Consider the following 17506-nt stretch of genomic DNA (forward strand, 5'->3'; position numbering starts at 1 on the left):
CGCTTCCTGACTTGCGGGATCGTTGAGGCAGCTCCGGTGATCGGTTAGGCTTGGCGGCTTGGATTTTGCGCTATGACCAGACGGCAGGAGCCCCCGATGCGATTTTCCCCCAATTATTACTTCCGATTGTTGTTGATTCTGTTGGCTGCCGGTGGCTTGAGTGCCTGCCAAAGCGCCTATTACGGGGCGATGGAGAAGGTCGGGTATGCCAAGCGAGATATTCTGGTTGATCGGGTAGAAGCGGCCGCGGAAACCCAGGAAGAGGTCAAAGAGGAGTTCCAGTCGGCTTATCAGGCGTTCAACGCCCTACTGCAACTGCAGAGTACCGAGTTGGAGGAGCGCTATGAGACACTCAATGACGCCTACGAGGACAGTGCCGCCAAAGCGGAAGAGCTGAGCGACCGTGTCGATGCGATCGAGTCCGTTGCCGACGCGCTGTTCGACGAGTGGCAACAGGAGCTGGGTCAATACAGCAGCAAGACCCTGCGTGATTCCAGCGCCCGTAAGCTGCGCACTACCAAGAGCCGTTATCAGCAATACCTGAAGTCACTGAAGCGCTCCGAAGCCAAGGTTAAGCCGGTGTTGGCGGTGTTCAAGGATCAGGTATTGTTCCTGAAGCATAACCTCAATGCCGAGAAGATCAGTGCGCTGAAAGGGGAGGTCGGCCGCTTTGACTCCGATGTCAAAGGCCTGGTTCGGGAGATGGACCGTTCGATCGCTCAGGCCAAGGATTTTATTCAGGGCCTCGAATAACACCGATTTCAGCATGCTAAAAAAGCCGGGAACTATCCCGGCTTTTTTGTGCTTGTCAGGCTCGTTTTTATAGCTGTTCGGAGAAGAAATACTCCAGGGTCAGCTGTACGAAACTGTCGTCACGAAGGCCGTAGAGCGGATCCGTCGAGGACAGGTTATCGAATAGGCGGGCTTCGGCACTGAGCTTGAACTGGCTGCCCAGGCGGCGACTGGCTTCGACAAAGCCCATGCGGGCATGGTTGTCACGATCGTAAATCAGCCCGGCCAGAAACTCGGTCGATTGAAAATCATTCAGGGTGATCCGTAGGCCAGCGAAGATATCGTCCTGGAATGGCCGGGTGGAGCGCTGATCGCGGCTGTCGTAGTGATACTCCATCAGCAGGCCCAGGTCGGCATCAGAGTCGAGCCAGCCGACGTAGGTGTACTCGAAGCCACCAACAGCAGCGTTATAGTCGCCGGCATCCAGGCCGCTGTTATGGATCGCCTCTAGCTTCCATAGCCAGTCACCCAGGGCGCTGGTCAGATCCAGGCTGGTCTGATCGATGATCTCGTACCTGGGGATCAGCGAGGTGGCCGTCGCCGGATTGCCGGTATTGGGCAGCAGGGTCGGTTCGCGATTGGTGCCGTGGAAGTGTGCCAGCCCTAGATCGACAGCGTCGAAGGAGTAACTCCAGCGCAGGGCGAAGTCCTGATGCCACTGCTCGGCCCCGGATTCGTACTGGGCTCGATCGGTATCCACCGGCAGGGCGGTGCGGGGGCGGCCTTCAACGCCGGCGAAGGTTCGCTCGCGGAAATAAGGAAGCCAGAAAAAACTGATGTCGCCGGCGTCGAGCAGATAGCTGTAGTGCAGCATCGGCTGGCCCAGCTTATCTTCACCGTCGACCCCTTCCAGGCTATCGGTCTGGTTGATGATATCGACCAGATGTTGGGATTCGGTGCTGCCCCAGAACACCTTGCCGATACCGCTGCGCAGTTGCCAGTTGTCAGCGACATGGAGCCAGTTGAACTCGCGCAGGTCGGCATGGGTTCGCTCAGCATCGTGCTGATCGATTCGGATAAAGGGGGTGATGGTCAGGGCATCTTGTTCATCGTTCCAGCTGTGGTAGTACTCCGGTGTAGCGGCGATCGATAGGGTGTTGTTGTGTTGGCGTGGATCCAGCGGGTTTTCGAAGAAGCTACGCAGCTCCAGTTCGAACGAACCGCTCAGTTGGGTCATGTCCTGTGCCATCACCGGGGCGCTGGTGGCAATCAGCGCCGATGTGGCCAGCAAGCGGGTCAGTGTTTTCGGGGACAATGGGAGGGTGCTCATCTACTTGGCTCGCTTGAGGCTGTTTTTGTTGAAGTCCCTGTCGCTCAGACCGGTCTGAAAACGGATCTCGTCGAAGGTCAGGACGGTGCTTTTGCCGGTCTGGTGATTGACCATATGCATGCGGTGGGGGCGCCAGTACTGATCCAGATAGTGCTTGAATTCGCTAAAACGCAGGGTTTTCAGGGCCGCATTCTTGCGGTCGAAATAGTTGATTTTTTGGGCCCTGTATTCGGCCTTGTCGAACCAGGTCACGAGCCGGGTGTAGCCGGAGTTTTTGTCTCTGGGGTAGCTTTCGACCACGAAGCAATCGATGCCGTCGAGCATCTCATCGCGCAGATAGCGATAGTCGTACTTTTCGACCTCGAATGAGGCCATGTCCTCGTAGGCGAATTCGCTGCCCATAAAGGGACCGGATTTGTTCCGTGACGAGATTCGCTTGACCCGCTTCAGGGCCGGCAGGTAGATCCACTGATCATCCGGTTCCAGGGCGTGAGAGAAGGTCAGGAAAGCGGTCCCTTTGACGTCCAGAGGTTGGTCGAAGATGGTAAGGCCCTTGTCACCGTCGCCCTCGACCTCAAGCGCCTTGGTCCGCAGTTGACGCACGCTGACGTCGCCGTGGGCGTTGCTCAGCTCCATCTTCATTGTTGATTCGGTATTGATCCAACCCTTATCCCGGTTATCGGCTTCGGTGACGATCTCGTGGCCGCGCGCTACGGCAGGGTCGTCGTCGGCCTGTGTTGGTAGCGATATAAGCGGCAGCAACAGCAGGCTCAGTGAAGGGAGTAAACGCAACATCTTAGATCTCCTGGCGGGGTATGGCCGAGTCGGCCGGGTTATCACTGCTGGTTGGGCTCGACTCCTTGTCGAACAGCAATATCAAGATCGGTAACAGAATAAAATCGACCACCAGCGCTATTACAATGGTGATGGCGGTCAACAGTCCCATATCGGCATTTACCTTGAAGGTAGACATCGACAGGATCAGGAAGCCCACCGACAACACCAGGGTGGTAATCCACAGAGCCTTGCCGACACTGTGGAACGCATAGACGATCGCTTGTTGGGTGCTGTCGTTGCGCTCTCGGCGAGCGTGCAGGTATTTGCTCAGAAAGTGGACGGTATCATCGACGATGATCCCCAGCGTCATGCCGGTGACTACCGATAGAGCCAGACCCACTTCGCCGACCCACATGCCCCAGAGGCCGAAGGCCAGGCCGGCTGGAATCAGGTTGGGAGCCAGGCTGATCAGGCCGAACTTGAGGGAGCGCAACGCACATCCCAGCAGCACCGAGATCAATACCAGTGCGGTCAGGGTGCCGCTGAGCATGCTTTTGATATTGCGCTTACCGATATGGGCGAACATCAGCGATGGACTGGCGATAGTGCTCTTCAGTTCCGGGGTATTCTCAGCCAGCCACTGCTTGGTACGGCGCTCCAGATCGATATTCTGCTTGCTGGTCAGGTTGCGGCAGGTTGCGATCAGCCGGATAGCAGATTTGTCGACGTTGATCTGATTGTTCAGGTCCAGTCCGTAGGGCAGCGACATTTCGTATAGCAGCAGGTACTGGGCCGCCAGCTCGCGGTTGTCGGGCAGTCGGTGATAGGAGGGATCATCACCGTGCATGTTGCGGTTCAGGCGCTTCATGATGTCGGTCAGGCTATTTACATGGACCACTTCAGGCTGTTGCCGCAGCCAGTTGGCTAGATCTTCCGCTTGTTGCAGATAGGTTGGGTTGTTGATGCCGCTGCTCTCGCCGCTACTCAACTCTATTTCCAAGATCCCCATACCGGTCAGGTGCTGATCGCTGAAGTCGGCCGCCTGGCGAAACTCCACCGATTGATCGAAGTATTTGACGAAGTCATCGTTCAGCTCGTTACGGGGGATCTGGGCGATAGTGATCAGAACCAGCGTAACGGAAACCCACAACAGCGGCTTACGACGACAGATAACGAAACAGGCGATCCGGTCCATGGCGGTATTGTGGTTCTCCGGACGGGCGGTGGCCTTTAGCGGCATCAATGCCAGCATCGCCGGGAACAGCGTTAACGCCAGAACACAGGCCAGCATGACGCCGACGGCAACGATGTTGCCCAGGTCGGCAAAGGGCGGCGAGTCGGAAAAGTTCATGGTTAAAAAGCCGATCGCGGTGGTGACGCTGGTCAGGATCACCGGTTGGGTGTTGATCTTGAGGCTGTTGATCAGGGCTTGTCGCTGTTCCACCCCAGAGCGCATCTCGTGGTAGAAGGTGGTCAGGATATGGACGCAATCCGCCACCGCTAACGTCAAGATGATAGTTGGGGCTGAAGCGGACGGGCCGGTCAAGAAGAGTCCATACCATCCAGCTAGACCCATGGCTCCGGCGATACTGGTGATGATGATCACCAGGGTCGCCACCAGACCGCCGATGGTGCGTACCAGGATACCGATCAGCAGAATGACCGCCAGGAACATCAAGGGCACCAAGGTGGCGCTGTCGTTGAGGGAGGCTTCAGCGAAGGTGTTGTTCATCATCACCATGCCACTGAGGTAGACGTCGATCTGTGGGTAGCGCTCCACCAGTTGATCACGAAGGGCACGAACGCCAACGACGACTTCCGGAACCTCTTCCACCAGGTTGATACCCGGCAGTTGAACATTGACATTGACCGCAGCGACTCTGGCATCCGGCGACAGTAGACGGTTGACGATCAGGGGCTCGTTGAGGGCGATCTGGCGGATACGCTGCACCTCGGCATCATCGAGCGCCTCGGGATCGAACACCAGATCCTCGACGATCATGTCGTCCTCTTCGGCATAGGTATGCTGGAAGTTGGTGATCGAGTCGACCCGGGTGGAATAGGGCAGTTGCCAGCTTTGCTCTGTCAGCCAGGCCATCGCCTCTATGACTTCAGGGCTGAAGACATTTCCATCTTGGGGGGCCAGTATGAAGAGGGCGTTGTCACTCTTGGCAAAGGTTTTCTGCATCCGCTCGAAATTTTTCAGCTGCGGATTTTCTTTACCAAAAAAGACTCGATAGTCGCTTTTGAATACCAGTTTCTGGGCCCCGAAAGCGGCAGCTAGCACCAGACCGATAGCGACCAGTACCACCAGCAGGCGGAAGCGAAGAAGTTGTCGATAAAACGCATCCATGACGAGCATCCATTGGCATGAGCAGTAGGCCGAAGCGGGCATCTAAGCATCCCGCGCCATCTCGATTCAAGTTCAGTGGCGATCTTTGCACATCGGGATCAGTTTAGCTCATTGTCTCGACTGTCTATCACGGGCCGGGGTGGAGAGGATTTATAGGATTAGTGGTGTTTGTTCTTCCACTCTTGAAACTGGATCAGTTCGCCGCCAGGGGCGTCGTCTTCTGCGGCAGGGTCGGGGTGGTGAGGGTTGATCAGATCCAACTTGGTCGACAGCTGGTGGAGGCTGTCATGCATCATTCCCGATAGCTGAATCACCCCGGCCATCGGGCTTTTAGCCCGCTGTAAAGTGACTTCAACCCGGTGCTGGACGGCGCGTAACTTGTGTCGATGCGCCCGGGGGACGGTCTGGATATACTGTTGGCACGCGCGTTGACGGAGGTTGTCGAAAGCTTCGGGATCGGCGTCGGCAAGTGCCATCAGATCATCGAATTTAGGTAGTTGTTCCATCCTAATAATCCTTTTTGATGGTGAGATTCCTTGTGCATAGCACCTCTCGCCTATAGTTTAGCCGCTTTTTTGTGCACTGTTTCAGGCGGGGATTGGGGATCTGTAGCGCTTGCTTACAGGTGTCTTAGGGGGTGAAAGCTGGCCGCAGAGACAGTGGGATAGGGAGACCGGTGTGAGAATTTTGCTGCTTAGCGCTTACCATGCGGCCAGTCACCGCTACTGGTGTGAGGGTATGATGGAGGCGTTGCCGGAACATGACTGGCGCTTGCTGACACTGCCGGCCCGCTATTTCAGCTGGCGGATCCGGGGGGCGCCGCTTTCATGGTTGGCGGAGCAGCGTGACCTGTTGCAGCAACCCTATGATCTGCTGATCGTGACCTCTATGGTGGACCTGGCCACGCTCAAGGGGTTGGTGCCAAGTCTGGCTCGGACGCCGACGCTGCTCTATGTCCATGAAAATCAGTTCGCCTATCCGAAAAGCTCCGCACAGCACCCCGGGGTTGAAGCGCAGATGGTGAATATCTACGCGGCGTTGGCGGCGGATCGGGTGCTGTTTAACTCGGCGTTCAACCGGGATAGCTTTCTCGCCGGGGCGAGGGAGCTGCTTGCACGCCTGCCCGATCATCGCCCCCGGACCCTTGATCAGCTGCTCCAGGGGCGTATCGAGGTGCTGCCTGTGCCGTTGCGGGAGCATCGAACGGATAAGGCAAAGTCGGAAACTTTAGCGCCGGGTTCTGGCCTCGGCAGTAAACCGGCATCCGCTCCTCTGCGACTGCTTTGGGCGGCTCGGTGGGAGTACGATAAAGGCCCCGAGCGGTTGCTGGCGCTGATGCAGTTGTTGGAAGTCCGCGGGATCGATTTTCAGATCGCGATACTCGGGGAGCAGTTTCGCCAAATCCCCGAACCCTTTACCCAGATTGAGCAACAGTTCGGGCATCGCCTGGCGCAGTTCGGTTATGCCGAATCTCGAGCCGACTATCAAGGCTGGCTGGATTGGGCACAGTTGGTCATCTCGACATCGATCCACGAATTCCAGGGGGTGGCGGTTCTGGAAGCGATTGAGGCCGGTGCGCTACCAGTGCTGCCGGATCGGCTGGCTTACCCGGAGCTGGTGCCGTCCAAATATCTTTATGCCAGCGACCTGGAATCGATTGAGCAAGAAGCGCAGCACGCGGCCGATCTGATCCAAACCCAGTGGCAGCGGCTGGCTGAGGGCAGCGCCAAAGCACCATCGGTAACCTGGTTGCAGTGGCGGGAGCAGGCCGCCGCGTACCGTCGATGCTTCGAGCAGACGCTAGAGCAGGTTGACAAAGGACGCCGGGTTACTGAGTCGTAGAGGGTTCGGCCGTCTCGTCTGCTGGATTGATTCCGAGAACCTGCTGTTGGTAGCGGTCCCAGCTGTCGGCGGCTCGTTGGCCGGCACTACGGTGCTTTTCCATCGCCGCATTCTGCTTGTCGACGAAGCTCTGTAGACAGCCGCGATAGGCGTCCACCAGCTGTTGAAACTCTTGCTGGTCCAGTTCGGTAATAAATTCCAGCGGCTTCTCCGGTGCCTCGCAATCGTGAGCTTCGGCAAAGAAGTGGGCCTGAGCTGGACCGCTCGACAGCGTCAACAGCAGCGCTGCCAGGGTGGCCGTTGTAGCGGATAAGGGTAGGGCGCGCATCGGACCTTCTCCATGGTTGTGTTCTGGTTTGAATCTAGGGCCTGCCATCGGCAAGCGTCAAGTTGAGGCTCGAGATTGGAGGCCGGTTGTTGATTTGGAACAGTATTTTTCATTTCCAGGTTGCGTTTTGGTGGGCTTGGCTATACTTGCTGGGAGAACTTTTTTCATGTGGTATCAAGCCCTGAGGAGGGTCTTCCTGATGAGTCAACAAAGTGATCTGCTACAACATGATGCTGAACTAATCCTGTCGCTTTACGGAAACTCCCGAGCACAGAAGCAGCGGCTACTGCGTATCGAGTCGGAACTGAAAGCGGAAGGGGTCAATATCGAAAGGCTGCATCAGCAGATCGATAGCCTGGCGTCGAAGCCGGATCCCGAACTTTATCGTTGCTGTTATCACGTTTACGAATAACCTTTTCCTCGTTTACCCGCTCACAAAAAAGCCCGCGCCGGAATACCGGTGCGGGCTTTTTATTGGTCACTCAGCTGTAGTAGGGCTAGTCGTTGACCTGAAACTGCTCAATCATGCTGTTAAGTTGTTCGGTCAGTCGTCCCAACTCATCGCTGGCATCGGCCATTAGCTGGGCGTTGTCCTGTGCCTGGCCGGCGATGTCATTGATGGCCAGTACATTCTTGTTGATCTCGCCCGCTACCATCTGCTGTTGCTCAGCTGAGGTGGCGTTTTGGGTGTTCAGGGTCGCGACATTGCTGACAGCATTGGAAACTTCGGTGAGCACGGCACCGGTTTCTTGGCTCTGGCTAACGCTACTCTGGGCCCACTCGCTGCTTTGAGCGACGACAGCGCTGGTGCGCTGGGTCTGTTGTTGCAGTTGCTCGATCATCGAACGAATTTCGTTGGTTGATTGACCGGTGCGTGTGGCCAGGGCACGCACTTCATCGGCCACCACTGCAAAGCCTCTTCCCTGCTCACCGGCCCGGGCCGCTTCGATGGCGGCGTTCAGAGCCAACAGGTTGGTCTGTTCGGCGATACCGGCGATCACATCGACAACCTTAACGATGGCATCGGAGCTTTCATGCAGCTGGGTAGCGATACCGTCGGCGGTTTGTAGTTCTGATGCCAGTGACTCAATACCTTGAATGGCCGTTGCGACGGTCTTCTGTCCTTGGATTGTTTGTTGCTCGACTGCTTCGGTGGCTTTGGCGGCCTCGTTGACGTTGTCGGACACACCCTGAGCGGTCTGATCCATCTCGGTCATCGCGGTGGCAACCTGTTCGGTCTCGCTATTTAGCTGCTGAATTGATGTCAGGCTGTTTTGGGCGGTATCCCGGAAACTGTTTGACTGTTGGCTTAGCTGTTCGGTCAGCTGGTTGAGGTGGATGATGATGGTGCGAAACTTGTCCATCATGCCATTGAAACTGTTGGCGACCGTACCCAACTCGTCACTGCGATTCAGATCGATCTTCAGGTCCAGATTTGCACTCTGCTCGATCGCGTGAATAGTCTGGCTGACCTTGCCCAGCGGTACGATCACCATCCGGCGAAGGATTACCCTCACTACAATCCAGCCCACCAGCAGCAACAGGCTGCTGAGTACTATGTTGGTCCAGAGCTGATTGGTGACGTGCTGATCAAAGGCTGCCAGGGAATAGTCGATTCTCACCGCTCCCAGAATGTCGCCTTTGCTGGAGGGGTGGCAGGTCATGCAGTTGGTGCCGCTGCCCTTAAAGTTATCGGACGACTCCAGCGGCGTTACCAGGGTAAGCACCCGACCCTCAGGGGTGTTGGCGATATGCTGTTGCGCTTGACCTTTAAGAGCCAGGCGGTCGAACTCGTCGGTCGGCTGGGCGGTAGCCTGGCCCGGCCCGTAGATGGTTTTAATACTGTCCGCGCGTAACACACGGGCGTCGAGCACGGTTTCGTGGCTCATCGTTTTATCGCGGGCGATATCCTGACGGCTCATCTGGCCGGTCAGCATCAGTGTGTTGATATTGTCGAAAAAACTCTCCGACTGGACACGGGCTTGATCCAGCACCATCTCCTCAACCATCTTTTGTTGGTTGATGTATTGGTAGATGGACGAGAACACCAGCAGCGAAATAAAAATGGCCGCCAGTGTGATATCGATCTTCAGTCCGATTCCGGCACCTTGCTGCCTGCCCATGCTTGATGAACCCATTTGAGACTCCTACTCCCTTAAAACGTTCTGAGATACTAAGTAGCTCTACCTGATAAAGGAAGGGGGGAAGGGCTATTCCGTAGTTTTTATATTGATATTTTGACCGTGATCATGATCAAAATCCCGTTATCTAGTCGGAGCACTAGTCCAAATAGAGCTGTCCACGCTCAAACAACAGCGCTATCAACTCAGCGGCGGCAGGTTGTTGGAGCTGTTCAGCCAGCTGTGAGTTGTCGTAAGAGTTCTGATTGCACAGCAATTTCACCAGTGCCAGCTCATTGGTGCCTAGCCGGTGTTGCTCGCCGTCGACAAACAGGTAGCAGTGATTGGTATCGCAGCTGAAGGCGAAGCGGATCCCTTCGCTGCGCCTGACCTGGCCGGGTTGCGCGAGGGCTGTTCCAAGTTCGTCGGCAGATATCGGTTCGGCACTGTGGTCGAGCTGAGGATCTTTAGGCTCGGTGACCAGTTCGCCCCACCAGCGCCGAAGTTGCTGTTGGTCTTCCAGTATCGGCAGCAGCAGCTGGCGAACTTGCCGCAGGTCGGCATCGGTTATTTCGCCGGGGTTGCTACGGATGCCCAGGGTTGAGTCGCTGAAACGCAGCTCATCGGCGCTGTGGTGCTCGCAAAAACCGGCCAGATGACGCAGCAGTTCGTGGGCGTGGGGCGCGCGATAGCCGACCGAGTAATTTACACAGTCATCGCTTAGGGAAACGCCGTTGTGGCCAACGCGGGGCGGAATATAGATCATATCGCCCGGTTCCAGCTCCCAGCTTTGTTCCGGGTGCCAGTGCTTTAGGATTCGTATCGGCTGATCGGGCAGAAATTCGGCCTGCTGCTCGGTGTAGCGGCCTCCTATTTCCCAGCGCCGACGGCCTTGAGCCTGAATGATGAACACGTCGTAGTTGTCATAATGGGGACCGACTCCGCCCTCGGGGGTGGAGTAGCTGATCATCAGATCGTCCAGTCGCCAGCTGGGGATAAAGCGAAACTGCTCCACCAGGTCGGCAGCTTCGGGAATCCAGTGATCGACACCTTGTACGAGCAGGCTCCAGTGACTGGCGGGTAACTCTGAAAACTGGGATTCATCAAAGGGGCCGTGGCGAAGCTCAAATTGACCGCTGTTCGGGTCGGTGATCAGCAATCGTGACTCTACCTCTTCATCACAGGCCATGCCGGCCAACTCATCGGGACTGATGACTTCGACAAAGTCTTTGAAAGCAGCACGGAACAGGCAGGGCTTTTGTTGCCAATAGTCGCGCAGAAAAGTTTCGACGTCGATTTCACCAAGATGTTGGAGCGGGGCGGTAGCGGTCATCAGGAGCGGTTTCCGAGTACGGGTGGGAAAAGGGCGCATTATCGCTGACTTGTTGGTGGGAGGAAACCGCCGTCGATCAGCGTGCCGTCGGTTCTTGCCAAGCGGGATTTTGTTCATGTGACTTAGCTGGTGAAGGATCTGCAGCGTTTTCACAAGCGCTTGAATGTAAAAAGATTTATTTGTTTTTTTAGTGGCTGGTGACAGCTTTGTATTTGTCCCGTTCATGTCCAGTTGCGGTGCAGCAAAGAGGGGTGGTGCTAAGTGGGTAAAAGTGGTATTTCTGATTGCTTAGTGTGCTATAGTGGGAAAATGTGGGTAAAAGTGGAATTTATTCCGAGGTTATAACCAACCATGTTCAGCGGTGTCAGCGAGATCAATCTGGATGCGAAGGGGCGGATGGCAATGCCAACCCGCTACCGTGAGCGCATCGCGGATCGCTGTGACGGCAAGATGTTCGTCACCGTTGATCCGTTTGATCAGTGTCTGACGCTGCACACCCTGCCCGAGTGGGAGATCGTGCAGCAGAAGCTGAATTCGGTACCCAGCTTTGATCCGGCCACCCGGCGTTTGAAGCGCCTGGTGATTGGTCATGCCTCCGAGGTGGATATGGATGGCAGTGGCCGTCTATTGCTGCCAGCGCCTCTTCGCGACTTTGCAGAGATCGAGCGTCGCATAGTGCTGCTTGGGCAGGGCAATAAGTTTGAGATTTGGAGTGAGCGGTTATGGCACCAGACCCGTGATGCATATCTTGATGTGTCAGAAGGGGCGGGTTTGGTGCCCAACGATTTAAAGACCCTGTCGCTGTAGGTGTGATTGTGGGTGAAGAATTTAAACATAAGACGGTGCTTCTCGACGAGGCGGTCGAGCTGCTGATCTCCAATCCGTCCGGTTGTTATGCCGACGGGACCTTTGGTCGTGGCGGGCATTCCCGGTTGATCCTGTCACAGCTTGAAGCTGGTGCACAGTTGCTGGGGTTCGACAAGGATCCGCAGGCGATCGAGGTGGCGCGGCAGCTGTCTGCCGAAGATTCGCGTTTCGAGATCGTGCATGGGTCTTTTGCTGAGTTGGGCGATGAGCTAAAGCGACGCGGCTTGCACGGCAAGCTTGATGGGTTATTGCTGGACTTGGGCGTGTCGTCGCCTCAGCTTGATGATCCGCAGCGGGGCTTCAGCTTCTTGCGTGATGGACCACTGGATATGCGGATGAATACCAGTGTGGGCGAGAGTGCTGCCGAGTGGATCGCCCGTGCTGAAGAGAAAGAGATTGCTGATGTGATCTATCTCTACGGCGAAGAGCGATTTTCGCGACGGATGGCGAAGGCCATCGTCGAAGAGCGGCAAAAGCAACCCATAGAGACCACTAAGCGACTGGCAGATATTGTTGCAGCGGCTAATCCCCGCTGGGAAAAAGGTAAAAACCCGGCGACCCGGGCGTTTCAGGGCATTCGAATCCATATAAACCGAGAGCTTGACGATCTGACCGCCTGCCTGGAGCAGGCGCTGGAGGGGCTGCGAGTGGGGGGGAGGCTGGTCGTGATCAGCTTCCATTCGCTAGAGGATCGGATCGTTAAACGGTTTATACGCAAACATGTCCGAGGGGATGAAGCGCCTCCGGGTCTGCCGGTTCCTTATGCGCAATTAAACCAGCGCTTGAAGGCGATCGGTAAGGCGCGAAAAGCCAGTGCGCCTGAGGTGGCTGAAAATGTGCGTGCCCGCAGTGCGGTAATGCGGGTTGCAGAAAAGTTGGCCTGAAGATGGTCAAACGGATAGTCGATGGTGCCGGGCAGCTAAGAAGCGCACTGACGGAACTGAGCGTTTCGGCGAGATCGGTATTGCTGGTGATGTTGGCTGCGTCTGTGGTGGTGAGCTCGCTGGCGGTGATCTACAGCGCCTTTTTGTATCGCCAGGCGTTTAACCAGCAGCAACAGTTGTTTCAACAACGAAATGAATTGGAGGTGGAGTGGGGGCAGTTGTTATTGGAGCAGAGTGCGTTGGCCGCCCATGGGCGTGTCGAGCGGGCTGTGACCAAACAACTGGGTATGTATGTGCCTTCACCCGAAGAGATCGTGGTCGTACGTTAGGAGGTCGGGATGAGTGAACCGGTGATCTTGCCTTACCGCTGGCGTTTCCGGCTGGTGCTGCTGATGCTGTCGGTGTTGGCGTTGGTGATTGCGGCGCGGATCGTACATCTGCATCTGTTCGAGGACGACTTCCTTAAGGGCCAGGGTGACGCCCGTAGTCTTCGGGTGGTTCCGATACCGGCTCACCGGGGCATGATCCTCGATCGAAATGGTGAACCGCTGGCAGTTAGCGCGCCGGTGCAAAGTCTGTGGTTTGACCCTCGACTGTTCTCGGCCAATGAAGCGCAAATAAAAGCCCTAGCTCGCTCGCTTGAACTTTCGGTCAGCCGTCTGGAGCGGATCATCGATCGGAGCGCCGGGAAAAAGTTTGTCTATCTGCGCCGTCATATGGCACCCGCCGATGCGGAAAATGTGTTGGCGCTGGGTCTTGATGGCGTGTTCAGTCAGAGCGAATACAAGCGTTACTACCCGGCGGCCGAAGTGGCAACCCATCTGGTGGGCTTCACCAATGTAGACGGTCAGGGCCAGGAGGGGATGGAGCTGGCCTACGAGAACTGGCTGCGTGGTGAAAAAGGCAAAAAGCGGGTGCTAAAAGACCGCCTGGGCCGGACCATCAAGGAGATCCAGGCACTTAAAGAAGCCAAGCCCGGACAGGATCTGCAGCTGAGTATCGACCTGCGACTCCAGTATCTGGCCTATCGCGAATTGAAGGCGGCGGTGCAACAGCACCGGGCGCGTTCCGGCTCGGCGGTGGTGCTCGATGTGCAGACCGGCGAAGTGCTGGCGATGGTGAATCAGCCCTCATACAACCCCAATGATCGTAGTGATCTGAAGGCATCCCATGTGCGCAATCGGGCAATGACCGATACCTTCGAGCCGGGCTCGCCGATGAAGGCGCTGACCGTAGCCGCGGCGATGTCCAGTGGTAAATACAGTGCCAACAGCAAGATCAATACCTCGCCCGGTTATATCCGGGTCAGGAACCGGACCATTCGGGATCATCGAAACTACGGGGTGCTGGACCTGGGGCGGATTATCAGTAAGTCCAGTAATGTCGGCGCTACCAAGTTGGCACTGAGTATCGAACCGGGCGCCGTGCGCAACATGATGTACAACGCCGGTCTTGGGCGTGATACCGGTACCGGCTTCCCCGGAGAGCGGGTTGGGTCGCTGCCGTTCGTGCCGGAAAAGCGGGTGGTAGAGCGGGCGGCGATGTCTTACGGCTACGGTTTGTCGGTTACTCCGTTGCAGCTGGCCCAGGCCTATCTTGCCTTTGGCGGTGAGGGGGTTAAGCCGGATCTGTCGCTATTGAAGGTCAACGAGGACGAGGGCATCAACTCCGAACGGATCATGCCCGAGAAAGTTGCGCGGCAAGTGCTGGAGATGATGGAGCAAGTAACCCTCAAGGGTGGCACCGGGCGGCGTGCCCAGGTACCGGCATTCCGGGTAGCCGGTAAAACGGGAACGGTTCATAAGGTCGGTCGCAACGGTTATGAAGAGGATCAATATGTCGCGGTCTTTGCCGGCCTGGCGCCAGTCGAGAATCCGCGCTTTGTCGCGGTGGTGGTAGTCGATGAACCCAAGGGGCAGGAGTACTATGGTGGCGAGGTAGCGGCACCGGTCTTCTCCCGGATTATGGCCGGCACCTTGCGATTGATGAATGTGGCACCGGATAAGTTACCGATGCCGTTGGAACAGCAGTTAGCCTGGAGCAGCCCATGAATAGCTCCTGTTCTCTGACGCTCCAGCAACTCTTGCCTGATCTGGTGCTGCCACCCGAGGTGGCAGAACAGCCGATCACTGGAATTGAAAATGACAGCCGCCGAATCCAAGGCGGCGATCTGTTTCTGGCATGCCGTGGTTTGAGCGTTGACGGCAATCGTTTTGCCGAGGCCGCCGTTGCTGCCGGAGCCGTAGCGGTGTTGACCGAAGATGACGAGGCTCTGACCGCACTGTCGGTGCCGGTGATTCGGGTTGATAGTCTGACGGCGAAACAGGGCGAGCTGGCCGCTCGGTTTTTCGGTAACCCCAGTCGAAAGCTGCACATGATCGGAATTACCGGGACCAACGGTAAAACCTCCTGCAGCCATTTTGTCGCGGCGGCACTGGAGCGGTTTGGTCAGCGTGCAGCCGTGATCGGTACCACCGGGAATGGTTTTTTGGGCTCGCTGGAACCCGCCACCCATACCACGCCCGATGCGGTACAGCTGCAGCGTTTGCTGGCAGATTTGGTGCAGCAGCAGGCCGGCGCGGTGGCGATGGAGGTTTCATCCCATGCCTTGGAGCAGGGGCGGGTTAGCGGTGTGGCCTTCGAACAGGCGGTTTTCACCAATCTGAGTCGGGATCACTTGGATTATCACGGCAGCATGGAGGCTTACGGTGAAGCCAAGGCCCGTTTGCTGTTGGAGTATCCGATCCGTCATGCGGTCATCAACAGTGATGATCCCTTCGGTCGCGCGCTGATTGAACGGATTCCGTCCGAGGTGGACGTGCTGGCTTACGGTGAACAGCCTCTGGGTTCGGCGTTACAGGCGCGGGCATTGCCGTTACAGGTACTGAACTGCCAATTACACCGTGGTGGGATCCGTGCACAGATAGACAGTCCTTGGGGTGAGGCTGTTATCGACAGTCCGTTGCTGGGGCGCTTCAATCTGGACAACCTGCTGGCAGCACTAGGCGTGCTGCTGGGGGCCGGAATTGAGATTCAGACAGCGGTTGCGGCACTGAATCAACTTGATGGTGTCGAAGGCAGGATGCAGGCTTTTGATCAGCCGGACCAACCGCTGGTCGTGGTCGATTATGCCCATACTCCCGACGCCTTGGATAAAGCCTTGAGCTCGTTGCGAGAGCACGCTCAGGGCCGGCTCTGGTGCGTGTTTGGATGTGGTGGTGATCGTGATCGAGGCAAGCGTCCGCAGATGGCTGCCGCCGCAGAAAAGCAGGCCGACCATCTGATGGTGACCAGTGACAACCCTCGCAGTGAAGCGCCTCAGGCGATCATTGATGAGGTAATGGGCGGTATCCAGAAACCGGGTTCGGTTCGCACTGAAGTGGATCGTCCTACCGCGATTGCCCGAGCTATCGAAGAAGCCGCACCTGAGGATGTAATTTTGGTTGCCGGCAAAGGGCATGAGGATTATCAGGAGATTAATGGCGTGCGCCATCGCTATAGCGATATTGAAACCGTGAAACAGATTCTGGGGATGGCCGATGCTTTGTAATTGGAAACTCAGCGACCTGCAGCAGCCGCTGGCCGCGTTGGACTGCCAGGGTGAGGCCCTTATTCAAGGGGTCAGCACCGATTCGCGCAGCCTGAAGGCCGGCGATCTGTTTATCGCTCTGAGTGGTCCCAATTTCGACGGAAACCGCTTTGTCGCGTCGGCCCAGCAAGCCGGTGCGGTGGCGGCGATCGTGTCCGAACTGCAGCCGGTCGAGTTACCGCAGTTGCTGGTAAAGGATACCCGGATTGCGTTGGGACAGCTGGCGCGGTTGCACCGCCAGGCGTTTGAAGGGCCGCTGGTGGCGATTACCGGCAGTAGCGGTAAAACCAGTGTTAAGGAGATGCTGGCCCGGATTTGTGAACAGCGTGGGCCGGTGTTGGCCACCCGTGGCAATCTGAATAACGATATCGGTGCGCCGCTGACGCTGCTGTCGCTGCAGCCCGAGCATCAATACGCGGTGGTTGAGCTGGGTGCCAGCGGTCGCGGTGAGATCGCCTACACCACCGATCTGGCTCGTCCCGATGTGGCGATATTGAATAACGCCGGCGGTGCTCACCTGGAAGGATTTGGGTCGCTACAGGGCGTGGTCGAAGCCAAGGGGGAAATTTTTGACGGCTTACAGCCGGACGGAGTTGGGGTCGTCAATCTGGATGATGCCAATGCCGGTTATTGGCTGGAGCGACTGGAAGGGCGAAAATTGCGTACATTCAGCCTCAGCTCGCCGATGGCCGACCTGTTCGCCAATCACCTGGACACCGATGAGGACGGTTGCTATCGCTTCGTCCTGAATACCCATGATGGCCAGAGCCAGATCAAGCTGCAGGTGATGGGACGGCATATGGTCGCCAACGCACTGGCCGCAGCCTCTGCTGCCAATGCGTTGGGTTTTGAGCTGGAACCCATCCGCCGTGGTTTGGAAAGCTACACCGGCGTAGCGGGACGGCTGGCGCCTAAGCCCGGCCTCAACGGCTCGCGGATCATCGATGATAGTTACAACGCCAATCCGGATTCGGTCAAAGCGGCCATTCGGGTGTTGGCGTCGTTGCCGGGAACCCGCTGTCTGGTGTTGGGGGATATGGGTGAGCTAGGCCCTAACGCGGCGGAGCTACATGCCGAAATCGGTCGGTTTGCAGCGGAACAACAACTGGATGCGGTCTATACCGCCGGACAGCTCTCACGCCATACGGTCGAGGCGTTCACCAAGTCTCTGGCCGCGGCGGGCGCTGAGGCACAGGCACAGGCGTTCGAGGATAAGCAGGCGCTGCTGCAGCAGCTGCGCCCGATGCTGGATAGCCAAACCAGCGTATTGATTAAAGGGTCGCGTAGTGCGGCCATGGAGCAGGTGGTCGTGGGTCTGACGGCTGCTGCTGGAAACGAGGGGTAACTGACC

General features: G+C 57.0%; 16 protein-coding genes. 9 read left to right on the plus strand and 7 right to left on the minus strand.

What is annotated here, in order from left to right:
- Positions 1-96: 96 nt before the first annotated feature.
- Positions 97-753, plus strand: a complete 657-nt coding sequence (locus DV711_RS09380; RefSeq protein WP_114695408.1) for a DUF2959 domain-containing protein — start codon at positions 97-99, stop codon at positions 751-753.
- A gap of 67 nt (positions 754-820) precedes the next feature.
- Here the strand turns inward: DV711_RS09380 and DV711_RS09385 are convergent, their stop codons facing one another.
- From DV711_RS09385 to DV711_RS09400, 4 genes are all read right to left on the minus strand, one after another.
- Positions 821-2062, minus strand: a complete 1242-nt coding sequence (locus DV711_RS09385) for a hypothetical protein (RefSeq protein ID WP_207802589.1) — start codon at positions 2060-2062, stop codon at positions 821-823.
- Positions 2063-2857, minus strand: coding sequence for an outer membrane lipoprotein-sorting protein (locus DV711_RS09390; protein ID WP_114695409.1), 795 nt, complete (start codon positions 2855-2857; stop codon positions 2063-2065).
- A 1-nt stretch (position 2858) separates the two neighbouring features.
- Positions 2859-5192: an efflux RND transporter permease subunit gene (locus DV711_RS09395; RefSeq protein WP_114695410.1), complete on the minus strand. Its 2334-nt coding sequence runs from the start codon at positions 5190-5192 to the stop codon at positions 2859-2861.
- A gap of 158 nt (positions 5193-5350) precedes the next feature.
- A complete protein-coding gene (locus DV711_RS09400; RefSeq protein ID WP_114695411.1) occupies positions 5351-5698 on the minus strand; it encodes a DUF3135 domain-containing protein in 348 nt (115 codons plus the stop codon).
- 172 nt (positions 5699-5870) lie between these two features.
- On the opposite strand from DV711_RS09400, the gene DV711_RS09405 reads away from it, so the two are divergent.
- Positions 5871-7034 carry a tRNA-queuosine alpha-mannosyltransferase domain-containing protein gene (locus DV711_RS09405; RefSeq protein WP_165840061.1) on the plus strand — a complete coding sequence of 388 codons (1164 nt, stop codon included), beginning with the start codon at positions 5871-5873 and terminating at the stop codon, positions 7032-7034.
- Here DV711_RS09405 and DV711_RS09410 read toward each other — a convergent pair.
- On the minus strand, positions 7021-7362 hold the full coding sequence (locus tag DV711_RS09410) for a hypothetical protein (RefSeq protein WP_114695413.1): 342 nt from the start codon (positions 7360-7362) through the stop codon (positions 7021-7023). The genes DV711_RS09405 and DV711_RS09410 overlap by 14 nt on opposite strands.
- Positions 7363-7561: 199 nt before the next feature.
- On the opposite strand from DV711_RS09410, the gene DV711_RS09415 reads away from it, so the two are divergent.
- Positions 7562-7774 (plus strand): hypothetical protein, encoded by a 213-nt coding sequence (locus DV711_RS09415; protein ID WP_114695414.1) that lies wholly within the window; start codon positions 7562-7564, stop codon positions 7772-7774.
- Between the two features lie 85 nt (positions 7775-7859).
- On the opposite strand, the gene DV711_RS09420 is transcribed toward DV711_RS09415, so the two are convergent.
- Positions 7860-9500: a methyl-accepting chemotaxis protein gene (locus tag DV711_RS09420; protein ID WP_114695415.1), complete on the minus strand. Its 1641-nt coding sequence runs from the start codon at positions 9498-9500 to the stop codon at positions 7860-7862.
- Between the two features lie 142 nt (positions 9501-9642).
- Complete coding sequence (locus tag DV711_RS09425) at positions 9643-10815, minus strand: cupin domain-containing protein (protein WP_114695416.1); 1173 nt, start codon at positions 10813-10815, stop codon at positions 9643-9645.
- Positions 10816-11166: 351 nt separating this feature from the next.
- On the opposite strand from DV711_RS09425, the gene mraZ reads away from it, so the two are divergent.
- The 6 genes from mraZ to DV711_RS09455 are packed head-to-tail and all read left to right on the plus strand — an operon-like array spanning position 11167 to position 17500.
- Entirely contained in the window at positions 11167-11622 is a 456-nt protein-coding gene (gene mraZ, locus DV711_RS09430; RefSeq protein WP_114695417.1) for a division/cell wall cluster transcriptional repressor MraZ, read from the plus strand.
- Between the two features lie 5 nt (positions 11623-11627).
- On the plus strand, positions 11628-12566 hold the full coding sequence (rsmH, locus tag DV711_RS09435) for a 16S rRNA (cytosine(1402)-N(4))-methyltransferase RsmH (protein ID WP_243633792.1): 939 nt from the start codon (positions 11628-11630) through the stop codon (positions 12564-12566).
- Positions 12567-12568: 2 nt separating this feature from the next.
- On the plus strand, positions 12569-12895 hold the full coding sequence (gene ftsL / locus DV711_RS09440; RefSeq protein ID WP_114695418.1) for a cell division protein FtsL: 327 nt from the start codon (positions 12569-12571) through the stop codon (positions 12893-12895).
- Positions 12896-12904: 9 nt separating this feature from the next.
- Positions 12905-14617, plus strand: coding sequence for a peptidoglycan D,D-transpeptidase FtsI family protein (locus DV711_RS09445; RefSeq protein WP_114695419.1), 1713 nt, complete (start codon positions 12905-12907; stop codon positions 14615-14617).
- Positions 14614-16116 carry a UDP-N-acetylmuramoyl-L-alanyl-D-glutamate--2,6-diaminopimelate ligase gene (locus DV711_RS09450; RefSeq protein ID WP_114695420.1) on the plus strand — a complete coding sequence of 501 codons (1503 nt, stop codon included), beginning with the start codon at positions 14614-14616 and terminating at the stop codon, positions 16114-16116. The genes DV711_RS09445 and DV711_RS09450 overlap by 4 nt, the downstream gene beginning before the upstream one ends.
- Positions 16106-17500, plus strand: a complete 1395-nt coding sequence (locus DV711_RS09455) for a UDP-N-acetylmuramoyl-tripeptide--D-alanyl-D-alanine ligase (protein WP_114695421.1) — start codon at positions 16106-16108, stop codon at positions 17498-17500. Before DV711_RS09450 ends, DV711_RS09455 begins: the two co-directional genes overlap by 11 nt.
- Positions 17501-17506 lie beyond the last annotated feature (6 nt).

The organism is Motiliproteus coralliicola (genome assembly GCF_003345655.1).
Taxonomy (GTDB): domain Bacteria; phylum Pseudomonadota; class Gammaproteobacteria; order Pseudomonadales; family Balneatricaceae; genus Motiliproteus; species Motiliproteus coralliicola.